At 68.2% G+C, this 18,569-nt stretch carries 18 protein-coding genes and 1 rRNA gene; 4 read left to right on the forward strand and 15 right to left on the reverse strand.

The genetic code is table 11. From position 1 onward, the window contains the following. The 5 genes from HPO96_RS25630 to HPO96_RS25650 all read right to left on the reverse strand — a co-directional run. A 16S ribosomal RNA gene (locus HPO96_RS25630) occupies nucleotides 1-91 on the reverse strand; the annotation flags it as partial. Nucleotides 92-834: 743 nt separating this feature from the next. Beyond that, nucleotides 835-2,148: a serine hydrolase gene (locus tag HPO96_RS25635; protein ID WP_171676904.1), complete on the reverse strand. Its 1,314-nt coding sequence runs from the start codon at nucleotides 2,146-2,148 to the stop codon at nucleotides 835-837. A 37-nt stretch (nucleotides 2,149-2,185) separates the two neighbouring features. Further along, a complete protein-coding gene (locus HPO96_RS25640; RefSeq protein ID WP_171676905.1) occupies nucleotides 2,186-2,413 on the reverse strand; it encodes a hypothetical protein in 228 nt (75 codons plus the stop codon). Nucleotides 2,414-2,492: 79 nt separating this feature from the next. Next, nucleotides 2,493-2,696 carry a KTSC domain-containing protein gene (locus HPO96_RS25645; protein WP_171676906.1) on the reverse strand — a complete coding sequence of 68 codons (204 nt, stop codon included), beginning with the start codon at nucleotides 2,694-2,696 and terminating at the stop codon, nucleotides 2,493-2,495. A 19-nt stretch (nucleotides 2,697-2,715) separates the two neighbouring features. Further along, on the reverse strand, nucleotides 2,716-3,063 hold the full coding sequence (locus tag HPO96_RS25650; RefSeq protein ID WP_171676907.1) for a helix-turn-helix domain-containing protein: 348 nt from the start codon (nucleotides 3,061-3,063) through the stop codon (nucleotides 2,716-2,718). 140 nt (nucleotides 3,064-3,203) lie between these two features. On the opposite strand from HPO96_RS25650, the gene HPO96_RS25655 reads away from it, so the two are divergent. Continuing rightward, on the forward strand, nucleotides 3,204-3,500 hold the full coding sequence (locus HPO96_RS25655) for a hypothetical protein (RefSeq protein ID WP_238355534.1): 297 nt from the start codon (nucleotides 3,204-3,206) through the stop codon (nucleotides 3,498-3,500). A 56-nt stretch (nucleotides 3,501-3,556) separates the two neighbouring features. On the opposite strand, the gene HPO96_RS25660 is transcribed toward HPO96_RS25655, so the two are convergent. From HPO96_RS25660 to HPO96_RS25685, 6 genes are all read right to left on the reverse strand, one after another. Beyond that, nucleotides 3,557-4,738, reverse strand: a complete 1,182-nt coding sequence (locus tag HPO96_RS25660; protein WP_171676908.1) for a hypothetical protein — start codon at nucleotides 4,736-4,738, stop codon at nucleotides 3,557-3,559. A gap of 498 nt (nucleotides 4,739-5,236) precedes the next feature. Further along, a complete protein-coding gene (locus HPO96_RS25665) occupies nucleotides 5,237-6,259 on the reverse strand; it encodes a hypothetical protein (protein ID WP_171676909.1) in 1,023 nt (340 codons plus the stop codon). Further along, nucleotides 6,256-8,241, reverse strand: coding sequence for a hypothetical protein (locus HPO96_RS25670; RefSeq protein ID WP_171676910.1), 1,986 nt, complete (start codon nucleotides 8,239-8,241; stop codon nucleotides 6,256-6,258). The genes HPO96_RS25665 and HPO96_RS25670 overlap by 4 nt, the downstream gene beginning before the upstream one ends. Continuing rightward, nucleotides 8,238-9,062 (reverse strand): hypothetical protein, encoded by an 825-nt coding sequence (locus HPO96_RS25675; protein ID WP_171676911.1) that lies wholly within the window; start codon nucleotides 9,060-9,062, stop codon nucleotides 8,238-8,240. The genes HPO96_RS25670 and HPO96_RS25675 overlap by 4 nt, the downstream gene beginning before the upstream one ends. Nucleotides 9,063-9,158: 96 nt before the next feature. Beyond that, nucleotides 9,159-9,806 (reverse strand): Crp/Fnr family transcriptional regulator, encoded by a 648-nt coding sequence (locus HPO96_RS25680; RefSeq protein ID WP_171676912.1) that lies wholly within the window; start codon nucleotides 9,804-9,806, stop codon nucleotides 9,159-9,161. 81 nt (nucleotides 9,807-9,887) lie between these two features. Then, nucleotides 9,888-10,517 (reverse strand): hypothetical protein, encoded by a 630-nt coding sequence (locus HPO96_RS25685; protein WP_171676913.1) that lies wholly within the window; start codon nucleotides 10,515-10,517, stop codon nucleotides 9,888-9,890. 200 nt (nucleotides 10,518-10,717) lie between these two features. Between HPO96_RS25685 and HPO96_RS25690 the strand changes: the two genes are divergently transcribed. Further along, nucleotides 10,718-11,542 (forward strand): aldo/keto reductase, encoded by an 825-nt coding sequence (locus tag HPO96_RS25690; RefSeq protein ID WP_171676914.1) that lies wholly within the window; start codon nucleotides 10,718-10,720, stop codon nucleotides 11,540-11,542. 45 nt (nucleotides 11,543-11,587) lie between these two features. On the opposite strand, the gene HPO96_RS25695 is transcribed toward HPO96_RS25690, so the two are convergent. From HPO96_RS25695 to nrdR, 3 genes are all read right to left on the reverse strand, one after another. Beyond that, a complete protein-coding gene (locus tag HPO96_RS25695; RefSeq protein WP_171676915.1) occupies nucleotides 11,588-12,454 on the reverse strand; it encodes a hypothetical protein in 867 nt (288 codons plus the stop codon). 85 nt (nucleotides 12,455-12,539) lie between these two features. Beyond that, entirely contained in the window at nucleotides 12,540-15,443 is a 2,904-nt protein-coding gene (locus HPO96_RS25700; protein ID WP_171676916.1) for a vitamin B12-dependent ribonucleotide reductase, read from the reverse strand. 110 nt (nucleotides 15,444-15,553) lie between these two features. Next, on the reverse strand, nucleotides 15,554-16,045 hold the full coding sequence (gene nrdR / locus HPO96_RS25705; protein ID WP_171676917.1) for a transcriptional regulator NrdR: 492 nt from the start codon (nucleotides 16,043-16,045) through the stop codon (nucleotides 15,554-15,556). A 314-nt stretch (nucleotides 16,046-16,359) separates the two neighbouring features. Here nrdR and HPO96_RS25710 point away from each other — a divergent pair, with 314 nt between their 5' ends. Both HPO96_RS25710 and HPO96_RS25715 read left to right on the forward strand, forming a co-directional pair. Further along, nucleotides 16,360-17,316 (forward strand): nucleoside hydrolase, encoded by a 957-nt coding sequence (locus HPO96_RS25710; protein ID WP_171676918.1) that lies wholly within the window; start codon nucleotides 16,360-16,362, stop codon nucleotides 17,314-17,316. Continuing rightward, nucleotides 17,316-17,909: a GNAT family N-acetyltransferase gene (locus tag HPO96_RS25715; protein WP_171676919.1), complete on the forward strand. Its 594-nt coding sequence runs from the start codon at nucleotides 17,316-17,318 to the stop codon at nucleotides 17,907-17,909. The genes HPO96_RS25710 and HPO96_RS25715 overlap by 1 nt, the downstream gene beginning before the upstream one ends. Here the strand turns inward: HPO96_RS25715 and HPO96_RS25720 are convergent. Beyond that, nucleotides 17,869-18,363 (reverse strand): LysM peptidoglycan-binding domain-containing protein, encoded by a 495-nt coding sequence (locus HPO96_RS25720; RefSeq protein ID WP_171676920.1) that lies wholly within the window; start codon nucleotides 18,361-18,363, stop codon nucleotides 17,869-17,871. The two genes, HPO96_RS25715 and HPO96_RS25720, sit on opposite strands and share 41 nt — an antisense overlap. Nucleotides 18,364-18,569: the final 206 nt, after the last annotated feature.

The following is an 18,569-nucleotide window of genomic DNA, read 5'->3' on the forward strand; positions in this document are numbered from 1 at the left end:
TCGTGTACCCCGAAGGGCCTTACCGCTCGACTTGCATGTGTTAAGCACGCCGCCAGCGTTCGTCCTGAGCCAGGATCAAACTCTCCGTTGAAAAATATGACAACCAGCAAGCTGGAATGTCGACAACTTCGAACTGACCCTTTGAACATCAGAGACAATCAAACTGACTGAATCCATGAATTATCAAAGGAATCCGTCACAGAACAAAGACATCCCACACCCAAAGTCCAAAGGACCAGGGCTAGGAAGATTCGCCGATGCCTGTGAACGGGGTTAATGCTGTATTTCGGCATTGACTTTCGGCACGCTGTTGAGTTCTCAAGAATCGGACGCTCACCGCACTTCAAACTTTCATTCGAAGCTCCGGGGCAACTCGCCCAACTTTACTGTTTCGTCCAGACCCGGTCAAATCGGGCTTTTCGAGCCAGTCTCCCCGTGTCTCAGCGACCGATTCGAGCCTAGAGGCGCGATTCGGCTGCGAGAGCCTTAGGGGGTTTGTCGGTGCGACCGGCCGCTTTCGCGTCCTGCGCTCGCTCCCAACAAGAAGAACATTACTGACTCTCCGGGTGCAGATGCAAATCGAGGTCTGGAGCTCCTCTCACCACATCCGTCACACGCGTCTCCGCGAGCGACATCTCCATCATCCCCCGCCGCGCAAGCGACTTTCCGGGGGACCGGATGACGAGGTGGGAGGCGCTCGTACCGCCTCCCCACCTGTCACGTACCGCACCGCCCAGCAGACGCCTCTCGGCGTGTGGCCGCTCGTAGCGGCGAAAGTTGGAGCCCGGGGTCTTGAACCGGGCGGCATCAGGTGTAACCGGGGTGCCCCGCGAGCTATTCCCGGTGGCAGGCTCGTTCGACTCCGGACTGGAGGAAGACCAGCGCCCCGTCCCGGATCTCCAAGCGGGCATCGGTCGCCGTCGGCATGAACTCCGTGGCCGACAAGGCCACGAACCGGAGAGGCGGCTGCCCGTCGAAGGTGACCAGCAAGCTGTTCCCCTGCGGGACGGCCGCGAGCCGCAGCCCGCCGTCCAGCACATAGTCACCGGCGAGAGCTTCGAGCGCCTCGGCCGTCGGAACCGCGACCTGCCAGTCCAGTGGTTCGTAATCGACCCAGCCGAACGCGGCGCCGGCTGCCGCGGAGGCCCGCATCGACAAGTGGCCGCCGTTGTCGGAGTTCGTCATCACGGCCAGGCCGTCACCACTCTCCCGGTCCAGCACGAGATTGCAGCGGTAGCCGGCGTTGCCGCCGCTGTGCCCGAACAACCGTCCATCGGCGGTGACGAAGACTCCGAGCCCCGCGTGGGACAGACCCGCCATCGGTCCTTCCACCGCAATCTGCGGTCGCAGCAGCTCTCGCGCCAACTCCGGCGACAGCAGCGCACCGTCGACGCCGGCATACGCACGCCGGACGCCGATCGCAAAGCGAGCCAGGTCCGCGGACGTCGTCCAGAGCCCGGCGGCCGCGAGCTCGGGATAGACGTGCCATCCACCGTCGATGGGCCTGCCGAGTTCGTCATGGGCCAGCGCAGCTCTGGACTCCAGCTCGGCCGGCAATGGTTGGGCGTAGTCGCTGTCGAGCATGCCCATCGGCTCCAGCACCAGCTCACGCATCAGTTCGCGGAAGGGCCTGCCGGTGACATCTTCGAGCAGCAGCTGAATGATCGACGTACCACCGCCGGAGTAGGCGAACTGCATCCCCGGGATGCGATCGGCGCGCGGCCCGGCCGTGTTGCTCGGCGGGGTTCCTTCGAGGATCTGCACTGTCGTCGGCAACGGCGAACCTGGGCGGTATCCGGGGAACCCCGGCACCGACAGGCCGCCGCTGTGGCTGGCGAGCTGCCGCAAGGTGACGGCGGGCTGCCAGCCACGAGTCGGTGGAACCTGCCAGGACTTGAGCTGCCGATTGACATCGGCGTCGAGCTCGAGGACGCCGCGATCGACCAACCGCAGCATCGCGACCACGGCAATCGGTTTGCTGATCGAGGCGGCCTGGAACAGCGACGTCGCCTCGACCGGGCGATCTGCCCCGAGGACGCCGGCCACGCCGGTCGAAGCGATCTCGCCGCCCTTGACCACGACCCAGCTGACGCCGGGCACCCCGAGCTCCTCGAGATCCGCGCCGATCTGCTCCCGCACTGCGTCCACGTTCCCTCCCCCAGGGAACGCTATGCCGACGCGGGGACTATCTCGACGGCTGCGGCGCGTCGCAGTCGATCTTCGGGTTCGCGCCGATGTAGTTGAGCGGGCCGGCCACGATGGTGACCAGTGTCGTGCCGACCTTCGCGCAGGTCGCGTCGGAACCGGAGAAGTAGCTTCGCTGGGCGGCCGCGGCCAAGCCGATCAGCAACCACACGGCGACGATCAGGGCGACAGTTCTGGAACCTGTCGTGGACGCTCTCCGCGTACGCATTTCCACCTCCTGGGCTGGGCGATTGATCCCCGTGTGGAACGTGCACCCAGTTCCCGCGCGGGCGGAAGTGGAAACGGTGTCAGAGCTCGCGGCAGCGATACTTCGGCTTGATCTCGCGGTTCACGTAGGCGCCGATACTGGCCGCGGCCATCAGGGCGGCGTACGTCGGCTGCGCGACGTCGAAGTACTGGTAGACGGAGCCGTTCACATACTCGAGCTCGAGCGTGCCGGCGGACCAGCCGACCGAACGGATACTCGACGAATTCACCGGACGCCGCCGCACTCCGAACTCCCCTCGCCGATCAAGCCGAGCGCTGTGTGTCCCCATTCTCCAGCCGGGCCAGCACCCGGGCCAGGTCGACGATCACGGTGTTGAGCTCGCTCAGGGCGTCCGGATCGATCGAGGCCGGCGCCGCTTCGATCCCGAGGATGGCCGCGAAGCGGAGTTTGGCGTCGGGCAGGGCATCGCGCAGCAGGGTGTCGAGGGCCTCCTGCAGGTGCGGGCTCGGGACCATCTCCGGTCTGTCCCGCCATTTGGTCACCGTGCGTGCCGAGATGCCGAGCTGCTCCGCCAGCGCCTCATTGGTCAGCCGCAGCGCCGATTGCAAGGCGTGCGTATGCCGGCCGGTCCACTGGTCGATGACTGTCATCGAGTATCACTCCTTGCGCGTTGGTCACTCCTTGCAATCAGCCTACGGCGATCCGGTGACCGTCGGGGGTCCGAATTTCTTCCCTGTGGATACCGGTTGAGTTCCTGGTGGAGGCAGCGGCCCGGACGTTGACTTGGGCCATGGACGAGATCACCGGTAGGACCGCAACGCTCACGCGGCGAAGTTCGCGGCGGCGGCATCTGAAGATCGCGAGCAAGGCCGGTCCGCGCTGCTTCCAGCTGGTGCGGCATGTGGATGTCTCCGGCGTCAGCGGGACGGGCGTCGTCGCCGAAGGAGTCGAATGGACGGATGGCTCGGTCGCGCTGCACTGGGGCGGGCGCTACCCGACGACGACCGTCTGGCCCGACGGGATCGACGCGCTGGTCAGCGTCCACGGGCACAACGGAGCCACCACGATCCGCTGGCTGGACGAATGAGGCGCCCACGGTTCCGGTGCGGCGGGCCAACCCTGCTGACGGCTCGCCGCATCGGCCTACTCCGAGTAGAACTTCTCGCGGTACTGGTCGCCCTGCGTCGCCGAGCCGTTCTGGCCGGGGCCGACGGCGGGGCGCGCGGTCGTCCCGTTGGCCGCCTGCCGATGCTCGTGCGGTGGTTCGACGGACGGCTCGGACGTCGTCTCGGCGTTCGAATCGGTCGACTGGCCGGCGCTCGGATGGCTGGGCAGGCCGACGGCCGAATCGGCAGCCGGGCCGGGGTTCGGATCGGTCGGCGGGCCGGCGTTCGGCTCGGCGGACGGTTTTGGATGCGGCGCGGCGGACGGCGTTGTCGGCGGTTCGGCGGGCGGCTCGGGCTGGTTGGCGGGTCGGCCCGCTTCGAGCTGATCGACCGCCGCGGTGAATTCGAGCTCCGCCCGGGTGGGTGCGGTCCGCTCGACGGCTTGTGCCGAGTCGCGCCGGGGCGGGAGGTCGTTGGCCGCGGCCGACAGGTCCGCGAGCGTGTCGAGCAGGCCCAGCGCGTTCTCGACCTGGCCAGGGTGGTTGACCAGCCACCAGACGGCCGCCGATCCAGGCGACGCGAAGACGTCCTCCTTCAAGTAAGCGCGCTTGTCCTGCTCCATCCGCCGTTCCAGCAAGGTGGTCTGCTCATGCCGATGCAGGGCGGCAAGATGCTGCAGGTGCCGCTGATCGGCGTCCGGCAGCCGCAACCGGATCTCGGTCGCCCAGCAGCGCACCTGTCCCTTGTCGTCGAGCGCGGGCTCGCCGAGGATCGCCGCCAGCCGGTGCTGGTTCAGCGCCTCCTCCGTGACCTGCAGGCCCGTCGTCAACGCGCGCGCACGCTCGAGCAACGCATGGACAGCGACCGCGCCAAGGTCCGCATGCCGCGATCCCGCGAGCACAGTCGACCACTGCACCACAGCCGAGAAGCTGAACTGGAAGTCCGCGGACGCCGAGGGCAATCGGACGTCGACCACGGTCCGAGTCGGTGGCCCGGAGAACACCGGGTCCGGCAACACGACCGGGGCCGGCGCAGCCGGTGCCGCAGCTACAACAGGTTTCGGCGGATCGGGCTGTTTCCACACCACCGCCAGCAACACCAACAAGACCACGGCCAAGACGACCGGCGCCCACGACGGCAGCCCGGCTATCCGCGCCACGACGTACAGCACCAGCACCAGCGCAGCAGCAGTCAGAAGAGTGTTCCGGTGCAGCTTCATGATGGTGTTCCTTCACCGCGTCAGGCGGACGTCAGCGGATCAACCAATGCGTACCGAACGGCTCCCCGTTCCTACGCCGCCCAGGCCACCGGCAACCCAGACCACAGACCTCGCCCTCACGACGAGTCCCCCAAAAGTCTCACACGCCCACCCGCCCGCAGCCGCCCCCTGCGTGTCGCCCACCCCGACCATTTCCCCACCCCACCCGTTCCCCCACCAAGCGACCCGAGCCCACTCCCCCGCACACACCCACGTCCCAAGCCGAAAGCCCCCTCCCGCCCTCAACTCCCCGCAGGCGCCCGGCCGATTCCCTCCACCCGGCCGGACGCCCACCCCTCCGACGCACCCCACCCGTCCCCCGCTCCCCCCGTACCTCGGCGGACCAGCGAAGGCGAGTTCGCCCGCCGAGCCGGGTGCCCGACCAAACTCCACCCGGCCGGGCACCCACCCTCATCCCAATCCCACCCGACCAAACTCCACGCGGCTGGGCCCCCTCCCTTACCCCTCGGTCCGCGCTCCGTCCGACGTTGGCGGTCCCTCGACCGACGCCCGGCCGTTCGCCGCTGCGGCCGTCTGTGGGGCTGGTGCGGGCCAACGCTCGGCGCTCGCCGGTGTCTCGCGCGACGGCTCCGGCGGCTCCGAGTCCGGTGGGTGGTCCACGATCGGGCGGAGGGTTGGGAGCTTGTACTTGTCTCGTAACGCCGTCGCGAGATCGGTCAGACCGGTCTGCTCGAAGGCCTCGGCGAGACTGTGCGCGGCCGGTTTTCGGGCCTGCTCGGCGAGATTCTCGATCGCCTCGATCAGCGATTCGAGGTCGACGGCTCCGTCCGCTGCGGGCTCGCCGGTGGCCAGCCGGGACAGCCGGGTGAGGACATCGGCGAGCTCGACCGCACGTTCGACCGAGCCTTCATGCTGAGACAGCCACCACACGACCGCGGAGGCCGGCGTCCGCAGCGCGTCCTCGCGCAGGTAGGTGCGGATCCTCGTCTCGTTGACGGCGCTGACCTCCCACAACAGCCCGTCGCGATGGGCCTCGTCCAACTTGGCGAGGTGCTGCTGGACGGCCTCGGGAAGGGTCAGGAGGACGTCGGTCGCCCAGACCTCGAGCTCCCCCGGCGTCTCCGCTTCAGGGCGCCCGATCCGCGCGGCAAGCTCGTGTTGGGCGAGGGAGTACTGGATCGGTCGCCATCGGCTCGTCACCTCGCGGGCCTGTCGAAGGACGAGCTCGCGGGCGAGATCGCCGTGATACGTCTCGGGCTTCACCGCGTTCCAGTGCACGGTCGCCGAGAGTTCGAGGAACACGGTCTCGTCGGCTGTCGGCAGTCCGCTGGTGGTCAGCAGCGACGTGTGCGAGTTGTCCTCGGCGGGCTGCCGTTGCACGGCCCAGCGGTACGCAATCCATCCGATCGCCCCGACAGCCGCAGCCAGAACGACGCCGAGCCATCCCAGCTTGGCGATCGTCCAGATCACAGCGACCAGCAGCGGCAGCGCCGCGGCAACGAGTTTGCGATTCAGGTTCATGAGTCGGCCTCCGGCGCGATCAGTCGCCGGCCGCGCCGGACGAGTTCTTCGACAACTTGGGCGGTCCGGCGACGAATCGGATCGTCGCCGCGCACGTCGAGCCACTCGAGCGTTGTCGTGAACAACGCGTCCAGCAGCTCGCGGTGGTGGGCGCAGACCTGGGCGAGCAGCCGTTGGACGGCGTCGGCGTCGGACGACCGGCCTTCAGTCAGAGCTTCGGCGTACGCCCGCAGCCACAGCCGGAACAGCGTGCTCTGGCGCGTGCCTTCGCTTTCCAGCAAGGCCCGCTGCCATCCGGCGACGATCCGTTCGAGTGCTGCCGTGCCACGGAATATCGACAGCAGCTCCGGGGCCGCGACCGCCGCGAACTTGGCCGGATCGAACCGCCAGCGTTCGAGAACGGCGTCGATCACGGCAAGGCGGCGCCCCGGCTCCGCTGCCAGTTGCCTGAGCCCGTCCTGGGCGGCCAAGCGAACGTCAGGCGCCGAATGATCGGCCAGCCAGAACAAGCGGACCACGGCCTGGTCGAGGTACCGCTCGGCGAGAATCTTGACGCAGGCCGAGACCACGATCGCTGCCCGGCCGTCCGACAGCCGGGCGTCCCGCGACCAGCCGTACAGCAACTGCCGGGCCGCCGGGGCAGTTCCGTCGTCGTCGAGGAGTTCTTCGAGCAAGGTGTACGCCGCGGACCGCTGCGACTGGTACCGGTCGTCGGACCATTTCTCGACCAGGCGGACGGCCAGGTCGGCATCCCGCGTCCGCCGGCACTGTGCACCAAAGCGGCGTGCGACGGTCGCCATGTCGAACCGGTCGAGCGTGCCGACTCCCGACTCCACGAGGTCGCCGACCCAGCCGGTCAGTCGGCCGCGCAACCACGGCATTTCGTCCCAGAAGTGCCGCAGCACCTCGGCCGGAAGCTCCAGATCCCTGAAAAGGAGCCGCTGGCCCGGCTCTGGCGTCACCGACAGCTCGAGCGTCAGCTCGGCAAGTGCCTGTTCGACCCGCGGTACTTCGAGGGCGTGATCCTCGGTGTCGGCAACCCGAAGCGACTCCAGAAGCCGTTCCTGCGCCAGAAAGACCGTCTGCAACGAGAAACCGTGCAAGAGGGCCGCCGCGATCAGCAGTGCGCGAGGTCGGGCCGCTTCCAACGACTTCACCGCGTAGGCCACCCGCTGCCGGCGTTTCTCGGCCGAGTTGAGGATCTCCGCGAGCAGCGCGTCCGTGGCGATCCCCGGGCGCGCATGCCGCGCCTCGCGAACCCGATGCACCACTCGGACCAGTGCATCGATACTCGACGAGCCGAAGGCGTCGCGATATCCGGAGAGGTCCGTCGCCGACAGACCTTCGGCGGCGAACCGGCGGCGCAGGATCTCGAGCATGTCCGGGCGGCGAATCTCGACCACGAACGGCAACAGCTCGGTCTTCAAGCTCTCGCCGTGCGGGTGCGGCAGAATCGCGACGAGCTTGGCTCGCCGCTGCTCGAGCGCGGGTTGCAGCGCCGGCAGGTAGTCCTGCAGCTCGGCGAACGACTCGCCGTCGGCCTCGGAGAGATCCAGCACCAGTCGATCGTCGTCGCGGACGTCCTCGGCTTCGAAGATGCGTCGCTCGACCGCGACCGCCGACGTCTCCCGATCAGGCGAAATGAAGCGGACGACGGTGTCCGCGGTGATGCCGGTTCGCAGCAGCATCAGCGCGGCTGCGTTGCGCCCAGTGCCCGCGGCCCCACTCAAGATGACCAGGCCGTCCGACCTCGCCAGCACGGTTGCCGCCCGCTGGAATCCCGGGGGTGCGACGAACCTGTCCGCGAGTTCGCGGAGCGAGGCCGGCGTGACACTCGTGACGCGGGGTTTCCGCGGGCGGCTCTCGTAGTACCGGATGTCGTTGAGCTGATTGCCGGTGCCGGTGTGGATCGGTCCGTCGCTGTGGTTGACCTCGGTCCGAGGCGGCTCGACTGCTTCCGCGACCGGCGGGGCCTCGGTCATCGCTCAGGTCCTCGGTACAACGTGTTGTTCTGCGTCCCGCTGCCGGTGTAGATCGGCCCGCTCGAGCCGTTGATCTGTACGCCGAACCCTCCCGAGGGCGGAGCTGGAGCCGCCGGAGTAGCGGGCGCGCCCGACTCCGCACCACGAGGTGGTTTCAGAAAGCCCCGGCTCAGCAGGTCACCGGAGGGCTTGGGCACGCGCAGGTACGCCAGGCCTTGGTACGTCTTCACCTCCGCGCCCGCTTCGACGTACAAAGAGGCGGGGTCGTCGGCGAAGCGCGCCAGTACGGCGTCCTCGTAGACCCGGCGCGAGATGATCGCGGCGACCTGGGTCACTTCGGGATCGGAGCCGGCGAGCAGGTGCCGGACCGGGTCGCTGTCGAGGAGCCGATGCAGCACCACGCGCTCGGCGCCGCTCCCGTCGCCCAGCTGATTCGCGCCCGAGTCGGCGATCGGGCCGAGGTTGACGCTGACCCGAAAGCGCATCGGGCCGTTCCAGTAGTGCGGACGACGGCTGTTGCGGTCTTCGAGCTCTTCCTGCAGAGCCGACAAGTACGGCTTCAGCAGGTGCGGGAGCAACTCCGGCGGCAGACCGATGGCATAGCCGTCACCGGTCCCGTTGTGAAACGTCTTCCGGGCCCAGATCCGGGCCAGGCCGGCGCGCTCGAACGCGGCTTCCATGACCTCGGGGATCAGCTGGGTGAGTTCGGTCTGGTCCCGGCCGGCATTGCCGCTGTAGTCCTTCATATCGACCACCAACAAGGCGCGGTACGGCGGCAGCTCGGAAACTCCGGTGTAGCGCGGGTCCTGTGGGGTGCTCATCATGGGCCTCCTCGGAACGGGTCGGTCCCCTTCAGAGTGGGCGAGCGCGGCCGAGCAGTTTGTCCGGAATCGGACAGTGCGGGAGTGACGCGGAACTCAGACGCGGAAGACCGCGGCCAGCCGGTCGAGGTCGGCAACGACCAGGTGCGGACCGCGGGTCAAGGCGCCGGCCGCGCGCAGTGTGGTGAGCTGGTCTGCGACCGTGCTGCGGGCCAGACCGAGCGAGCCGGCGAGCTCCTCCTGGGTGAACGGGACGCGCATCGGATCGGCCGCGGTGCTCGGCGCGAGTACCGCCGTGTCGTGGAGCAGTCGCGCGATCCGGCGGAGCGCCGATCGGTGCGCGAGATCGACCTGCCGGGACACCGCCTGGTCGAACTTCCCGGTCACATAGCGGTGGAACTCCTGACCCAGGCGGTGTTTCGCGATGAAGCGATCGAACTGCGCGGTCGACAGGTAGTACGCCGTACACCGGTCCATCGCTTCGACGGTCGCCGTCCGCAGGCCTTCGTCACCAGCGAGCTCACCGAGCAGTTGGCCGGCGCCCCGGACCGTCAGCAGCAGCTGGGCGCCATCCGTGGCGGAGGCGAGCAGCTTGGCCCGGCCATGGTCGAGAGCCAGCAAGAACCCGCCTGGATCGCCTTGCCGGAGGATCGCCTGACCGGGGCTGTAACTGCGCAACATCCCCTCGGCCAGCAGGAGCTGCCAGGCCGAGGAGCCGATCAACTCACGGAAGGTCTGCAGCAAGCCCGCCCCCGATCACTTCGCACGCTGAACCACAGAAAGTTTTCCAGGCCGCACGGAGCGTGGCGATTGGGTGCGTGTCGGTTAGCCGGTGAGGGAGCGGAGGGCTCGGCGGGAGGGGGTGAGGAGGACGGGTTTGTAGGGGCAGCGGGCGTCGGTAAGGGTTTCGTAGGCGCGGATGGCGCGGTTGGCGGCGTCCCAGCCTTGTTCGGCGGGGGTGCGGCCGAGGCCGCGGTTGCGGACCAGGGCGCCGTAGAAGGCGGAGCAGAAGACGGTGGCTTCGTACCAGCCGATGACGGTGCTGGTGCCGATGTAGGTGATGTCGTCCTGGAGGCAGTCGCGGATGGCGCGCTGCCATTTGCCGATACCGGTTTTGCAGCCGTCGGCGATGACGACGCCGCTGGCGATACCCCACTGGCGGTCGAGGAACCAGTCGGCCAGGGAGCTGAGCGAGACCTGGGTGCGGCCGTCGGTGGAGAGGAAGGAGGGCTCGTCGCTGTGGTCACCGTGTGCCATCACGTGCAGGACGGTGGAGGGGGTGGTGAGCGCGGAGAAGGCGGTCTCGTGGTCGCGGGTGCGGACGAAGTTGACGTCGATCACGGGCTCGGGCCAGCCGGCGTTGATATTGCCGGTGATGCCCTGGACGAAGGTCATCGAGGCGTCGAAGGAGCTGTCGAGACCGAGGTCCACGAGAGTGATCAGCCGATTGCGCATTCGCCATCCCTCCAACGCGATTCGATCCCCGCCGAGGTCCATCATGGACCACGGATCCGACAGTTCGCGCCCCCGATTCGGGGACCGAGACCGGCGGCTCGGCCGTACGCCGTACGCCGCGGCCGGGGCGGGGTGCGGCGTGGGTGCGGAGGGTGTTCGGCGTACGGTGGCCGGGCACCCGCTGCCGAGGAGGAGAGCCGATGAACCAGGCCCCAACGGTCACTTTGAGTCACGGAACGACGATGCCGCGGATCGGGCTCGGGACGTCCCCGATGAATGACGCGGACGCCGAACGCGCGGTCGCGACGGCGCTCGAGCTGGGCTACCGGCTGATCGACACGGCCGAGAACTATCGCAACGAGGCCGGCGTCGGGCGGGCGCTCGCGGGGGCGCCGCGGGACGAGCTGTTCGTGACGTCGAAGTTCAACAAGGCGTGGCACAGCGTCGAGGGGCCGCGGACGGCGTTCGAGGCGAGCGCGGAGAAGCTCGGGGTCGACTACCTCGATCTGCTGCTCATCCATTGGCCGAACCCGGAGCAGGATCGGTACGTCGAGGCCTGGCAAGGGTTGATCGCGCTGCGTGAAGCCGGGCTGGTGAAGGCGATCGGCACGTCGAACTTCAAACCCGCCCATCTGCAGCGGCTGATCGACGAAACCGGCGTCGCGCCCGAGGTCAATCAGATTCAGCTCAGCCCGGTTTGGGTGAAGGCGGCCGAGCGCGAGTTCCACGCCGCGCACGGCATCGTCACCGAGGCTTGGAGCCCGCTCGGCAAGGGCACGGATCTCCTCGACCACCCGGTGCTCCAGGAGATCGCGAAAGCGCACGGACGGACGCCGGGTCAGGTCATCCTGCGCTGGGAGACGCAACAGGACGTCGTCCCGATCCCCAAGTCCGCCGACCGCGGGCGGCTCGCCGACAACCTCGCGGTCTTCGACTTCGACCTCACCGAAGACCAGCTCGCCGCCTTGGCCGCCCTCGACGGCACGGCCAAGGCAGCCGCCGATTCGGACCGCTTCGGCCACTGACCAACTGCCGCGCGGCCGCCGAACGATTGGCGGCCGCGGGGGCAGTTACTGGCCGTAGGCCTTGCCGGTCCAGCCGAGGGCGCCGAGCGATTCGCCGGTGATGTCGGTGCCGTTGCGGTCGGTTGCGTTGGCGTCGAAGTACGCCGAAGCCGCGCCGGCCGGGGTGATGGCGAGCAGGGGGCGGGCGGTCGGGTGGTCTTGGCACCAGCCGCTGCTCAGGCTGCCGAAGGCGGCGAAGCCGGTGGTCTTGAGGACGGTGGAGGCGATGCTCGTGGGGGTGGTGCGGTTGATGCGCCACTCTTTGAGCTCGCCGTTGGTCTTGGTGCCGATGAGGATGTCGACGGCGCCTTCGGTGCGTTCGTAGGTGAAGGTGTTGACGGTGTTCCAGTTGGTCGATGCGAGCTGGGTCGGTGCGGAGACGGTGTAGGCGCCGTTCGTGTACTTGACCTCGTAGCGGTAGAGCGATGTACCGGCGACGCGGTACATGTACGGGTAGCCGTAGGCGAGCACTCGGGTGTTGGCGAAGCCGGACGCCAAACGGGTGGCCTCGTTGCGGGTCATCTTCCAGATGCCGTTGGTCCGTTCGCCGCGACGCTCCAACAGGTACAGGTAGCCGTCGGTCGGGTGGGTGACCAGCTCGGTGCTGATGAACAGGTCGGTGTCACCTGCAGCGCCGAGCTGCTGTTGCGCGGTAGGCACCCAGGGCAGTGTGTCGCCCGGGTAGGACTCGACCGCGGTCTGCTGGTTGCTGTAGCCGTACGACACACGTTGACCGGACGACTGGTACGCCGTCGTCCACACACCGCAGTCAGCCGGTACGACGGGAGCCGCAGCGGCCGGCCCGGTCACCAGACCGGTCGCGGTGAGAGCAAGAACGGATGCCAGAACAATGGGGCGGAATGTTGTGCGCATAGTGCCTGACGCTATCCGGCTGTAGACGCACCGCGGCCCCCGGGGAGGTGGGAAGTCCCGGGGGCCGGAGTGCGTTCAGCTCGGGTCAGCTGCAGCCGGAGGTGCTGCCGCAGCCTTCGCAGACGTAGCAGGAGCCGGAGGGGCGCATCTTGGTGCCGCAGGTGAAGCAGAGCGGCGCGTCGACGGAGGTGCCGGTGATGAGCTCGAACATCTCGGCGGTCGTGCGGACCTCGGAGGTGTCGATGGTCTTCGCGGCGGCGGCCTCGGCCGGCTTCTCGGTCAGCTCGGTGACCTCGGCGACCGGCTCGACCGACTTGAGGGACTCCGCTTCGGAGACCTCTACCGGGGCCGGCTCGTAGGAGCCGGTGTCGAGCTGGCGGGAGCGCTCCTCGGCGGAGTAGATGCCGAGGGCCGCGCGCTCGTCGAAGGGCAGGTAATCCAGAGCAAGCCGGCGAAAGATGTAGTCCATGATCGACTGCGCCATCCGGACGTCCGGGTCGTCGGTCAGACCGGCCGGCTCGAACTTCAGGTTGGTGAACTTCTGGACGTAGGTCTCCAGCGGCACGCCGTGCTGGAGCGCGATCGAGATCGCGATCGAGAAGGCGTCCATCACCCCGGCCAGGGTCGAGCCCTGCTTACCCATCTTGAGGAAGACCTCGCCGAGGCCGTCGTCGGGGTAGGAGCCGGCGGTCATGTAGCCCTCGGCGCCGCCGACCGAGAACGAGGTCGTCCGCGACGGGCGCGACTTCGGCAGCCGCTTGCGAGTCGGCCGGTACTCGATCACCTTCTCGACGATCTTCTCCGCGACGGCGGCCTCGGCGGCCACCGCGTCGGTCGTCTTCTTCGCCTTCGCGTCGGCCAGCGGCTGGCCGACCTTGCAGTTGTCGCGGTAGACGGCGAGCGCCTTCAGGCCGAGCTTCCAGCCCTGGAAGTAGACGTCGGCGATCTCCTCGACCGTCGCGGTCTCGGGCAGGTTCACCGTCTTCGAGATCGCGCCGGACAGGAACGGCTGTGCGGCCGCCATCATCCGCACGTGGCCCATCGGCTTGATCGACCGCTCGCCCATCGCGGTGTCGAAGATCTCGTAGTGCTCCGGCTTCAGGCCCGGCGCGTCGACCACGTGGCCCTTCTCCGAGATGTACTCGACGATCGCCTCGATCGTCTCCTCGGTGTAGCCGTACTGGCGCAGCGCCCGCGGGATCGTCTGGTTGACGATCTGCATCGAGCCGCCGCCGACCAGCTTCTTGAACTTGACCAGCGAGAAGTCCGGCTCGATCCCGGTGGTGTCGCAGTCCATCATGAAGCCGATGGTGCCGGTCGGCGCGAGCACCGAGGCCTGCGCGTTCCGCCAGCCGTTCTTGGCGCCGACCTTGAGCACGCCCTCCCAAGCTTCGGTGGCGTGCTTGTGGACGTCCTTGTCGATCTCGTGGATGGTCCGGATCGCGTCGTTGGCCGCGGCGTGCTTGCGCATCACCCGGGTGTGCGCGTCCTTGTTCCGCTCGAAACCGTCGTAGGCGCCGACGATCCCGGCCAGCTCGGCCGAGCGCTTGTACGACGTGCCGGTCATCAGCGACGTGATAGCGCCCGCCAGTGCGCGACCGCCGTCGGAGTCGTAGGCGTGCCCCGTTGCCATCAGCAACGCGCCGAGGTTGGCGTAGCCGATCCCGAGCTGCCGGTAGGCGCGGGTGGTCTCGCCGATCGCCTCGGTCGGGAAGTCGGCGAAGCAGATCGAGATGTCCATCGAGGTGATGATCAGCTCGACGGCCTTGACGAACTTCTCCGAGTCGAACAGATCGTCGTCGCGGAGGAACTTGAGCAGGTTCAGCGAGGCCAGGTTGCACGAGGAGTTGTCCAGGTGCATGTACTCCGAGCACGGGTTGGACGCCGTGATCCGGCCGGTCTCCGGCGTGGTGTGCCAGTCGTTGATCGTGTCGTCGTACTGGATGCCGGGGTCGGCGCAGGCCCAGGCCGCGTGGCTGATCTTGTCGAACAGCTCCCGGGCGTCGACGGTCTCGATGATCGAGTTGTCGAGCCGGGCGCGCAGCCCGAACTCGCGCTTGTCCTCGACCGCGCGCATGAATTCGTCGGTGACCCGGACGGAGTTGTTCGCGTTCTGGTACTGGACGGAGGTGATGTCGCGGCCGCCCAGATCCATGTCGTAACCGGCGTCGCGGAGGACGCGGATCTTGTCCTCCTCGCGCATCTTGGTCTCGACGAACTCCTCGATATCGGGGTGGTCGACGTCGAGGACGACCATCTTGGCCGCGCGCCGGGTGGCGCCGCCGGACTTGATCGTCCCGGCGCTGGCGTCCGCGCCGCGCATGAAGGAGACCGGGCCGGAGGCCGTCCCGCCGGAGGACTGCAGCAGCTCCTTGGAGGAGCGGATCCGGGACAGGTTCAGGCCGGCGCCGGAGCCGCCCTTGAAGATCAGGCCCTCTTCCTTGTACCAGTTGAGGATCGAGTCCATCGAGTCGTCGACGGCGAGGATGAAACAGGCCGAGACCTGCTGCGGGGACGACGTCCCGACGTTGAACCAGACCGGCGAGTTGAAGCTGAAGTACTGGTGCAGGAGCATCCAGGTGATCTCGTGCTCGAAGACCTCGGCGTCGGCCGGGGTGGCGAAGTAGCCGTGCTCCTCGCCGGCCTTGCGGTAGGTCTTGACGACCCGGTCGAGCAGCTGCCGCAGGCTCCACTCGCGGTTGTCGTGCCCGACCGCGCCCCGGAAGTACTTGGTGGTGACGATGGTGGACGCGTTCACGCTCCAGTAGTCGGGGAACTCGACCCCGCGCTGCTCGAAGACGGTCTCACCGGTCTTCCAGTTCTGCTGGACGACGTCGCGGCGCTCCCACGTCACCTCGTCGTACGGGTGGACGCCCGCGGTCGTGAAGATCCGCTCGATGGTGAGTCCCGCGGGGGCGTTCTTCCGCCCGCGGAACCCGGCCGCCGACCGCTTGGTCGACCCCGAGTGGCCGGTCACCGTCTCTGTCATGGTTGCTCCTCGCCCTGTGAATGCACTACCGCGGTCTGCCCGGACCGCCCCGTTGGGTACTGCTGCCGTAACGCCGTACGGAACTGCTGTGTTACTGCGATGTCCCCGATTTACGTCTGCTGGGTCGGCTTCAGCGGCGGCTCGGTGCCCTCGGGCTCCTTCTCCGCGCGCAGCAGGGCGATCTCGGTCTCGAAATCGTCCGCCGACTCGAACTGCCGGTACACACTCGCGAACCGCAGGTAAGCGACCTCGTCCAGCTCCCGCAGCGGGCCGAGGATCGCCAGACCGACCTCGTGCGCGGGGACCTCCGGCGAGCCGCTCGCCTTGAGCGCGTCCTCGACCTTCTGGCCCAGCCGGGCCAGCGCGTCCACATCCACCGGCCGGCCCTTGCAGGCCTTGCCGACGCCGTTGATGACCTTCTCGCGACTGAACGGCTCGGTCGCGCCGGAGCGCTTCACGACCGTCAGCTGCATCTGCTCGACGGTGGTGAACCGCTTCTCGCAGACCGGGCACTGCCGCCGGCGGCGGATCGCTCCGCCGTCCTCGGCCACGCGGCTGTCGACGACCCTCGAGTCGGGGTGCCGGCAGTACGGACAGTGCACGGCTGATCACTTCCTCGGTGCGGCCCGCGGGGCGGGCTCGGGATGCTGCTTGTGGATGGATCTGGGGACAACTTGTGTATGGCCTGTGTGCAACTAACCACTACCTGTGGAAAATTACACCCTTGTAACCACTACATCTAGGGATCCTAGATCGCTGCTCCGACAATTTGCAACAACGGCCGGATCTCGCGCGCGTCGCCGGTCGGCCCCACTTGTTTCAACACCCGCAAGGCCCTGTGTACTCCCGCGTGGCGTCGCCGAAACAGCCCTCCCCGGGCGCACACTGCCCGGCCCGATGAGCGAGGATGGGGGCCATGAAACCGGTCATCCTGGACGTCGACACCGGGCTGGACGACGCCTGCGCGCTGCTGCTCGCCGCCCGGCATCCGGAGCTCGATCTGAAGGCCGTGACCTGTGTCGGCGGGAACGTCGGCATCGACGACGTGGTGGCCAACACCCTGACCGTACTGGAGGCCGCCGGGCGCGCCGATGTGCCGGTCGCTCGCGGCGCGGGCCTCCCGCTGCTGCAGCCGATGAAGGCCGCGCCGCACGTGCACGGCGCCGACGGCCTCGGCGACCTCGATTGGCCGCGTTCCACCCGGACGCCGGTCCCCGGCCACGCCATCGAGCTGCTGCGCGACGTACTCCGGGCCGCGGCCGCATCCGGTGAGCTGGTGACCCTGATCCCGCTCGCGCCGATGACGAATATCGCGCTGCTGCTCCGCACCTATCCGGACGCCGCGGCCGGCTTGCGCGAGATCGTCTTCATGGGCGGCGCCGCCGGGATCGGCAACGCCACTGCCTCCGCGGAATTCAACATCTGGACCGACCCCGAGGCAGCCGCGATTACCCTGACGGCGGCTGCCGAGCTCGGCATCCCAGTGACCATGTACGGGCTGGATGTGTTCTACGACGTCGTCGTCAGCCGCGAGCGCGCCCAAGCGCTGAGCGGCTCCCCCGCCGCCGAGCTGGCCCGCAAACTGATCGAGAAGCGCTCCGAGTTGTACGGCGACGCCGGGGCGAGCATCGGCGACGGCGGCGCGGTCTGCGCGGTGATCGACCCAGCGGGGATGACCACACAGCGCTTCCCGTTGCGGGTCGAGCTGGCCGGTAGCTGGTCGCGCGGACGCACGATCGTCGACACCCGCGACTGGACGAGCGACCTGAACAACGACCCGCACGGTCAGTCGACCAGCATCGTCGACGTCGTCACGACAGTGGACGGCGGCCGGTACGCCGAGCTGTGGCTCGCCGCCGTCGAAGGAGCCTGATGGCCGGCCTGAGCCCCACTTATCCGTTGCAGACCGAGCGGTTGGACCTGCGACCGCATCGGCACGGCGACGTGGACGACATGCTCGCGTTTCATTCACTGCCCGAGGTGGTGCGATACACGCCGTGGCCGGTGCGGGACCGGAAGCAGACCGAGGAGGCGTTGGAGGCGCGGCTGAACGCGGGCCGATTGACCGAGCCGGGGCAATGGCTGATCCTCGCGATCGAACTCCGGGAGACCGGCACCGTGATCGGCGAGGTGTTGCTGAAATGGGCCAGCGACGTCAACCGCTCGGGCGAGATCGGTTACGCGTTGCACCCCGGATACCAGGGCAAGGGGCTGGCGAGTGAGGCCGCGCGCGCGATGCTGCGGATCGGCTTCGAGGAGCTCGGGCTGCACCGGATCACCGCCGTCGTCGACGACCGGAACACCGCCTCCTGGCAGTTGCTGGAGCGGATCGGGATGCGCCGCGAGGCACACCACCTGGAAGCCTCGTGGTTCAAGGACGAATGGGCGAACGACTACACCTACGCGCTGCTGCGTAGCGAGTGGCTCAACGGGCGATCGGAACCTGCAGCGTCTGACCTGGGATGACATCGGCCGCGCCGGTCAGCTGGTTCAGCTCGGCGATCTTCTCGACGACGGCGGCGGCATCCGCACCGGGGTTGGTCTCCTGCGCGATCGACCACAGGCTGTCGCCGGGGGCGACCTGCACGGACACCGAATGCGAGAAGTCGGGACCGGACTCGAGGACGCCGGCGATCCGCAGCCCGAGGACCAGGATCGCGGAGCCGAAGACGAGCACCGACAGGACTCCGACGAGCGCACGGCCGCGGCGGGTGAGCCGGAGCGCGGGCGCCTCGGCCTCGACCGAACGCCGGACCCGGGCCTGCGGGCGGCCGAGCTCCTCGCCGCTGCAGCCGCGCACCGGGAGCGGCGCCGTCGTGACGCCGGCGACCCGCGGCCTGCGCCGGGGCGCGACCTCCGGGGCGACCTCAGGCGCCTGGCGGCCGGTCAGTGCGTTCGCCGCGAGAGCCGTTGTGCTCATCGGATCCTCCAGACCTCGGTCAGTCCATGTCCTGCGCTGTGGTTCCTTGTCTATCGGCAGCCGCCGACAGTTTTCGTTCGAGCGCCTCAGTCGAACACCTGTTCGTTCGAACGCCTGTACGAATGATTAACCCAGCAGCACCCCGCACGCAACTACCTCCAACACCGACACGCCCGGAAAATTCCTGACCGGACAGCGGCTTATAA

The sequence above is a fragment of the Kribbella sandramycini genome, from assembly GCF_013131805.1.
GTDB classification, from domain to species: domain Bacteria; phylum Actinomycetota; class Actinomycetes; order Propionibacteriales; family Kribbellaceae; genus Kribbella; species Kribbella sandramycini.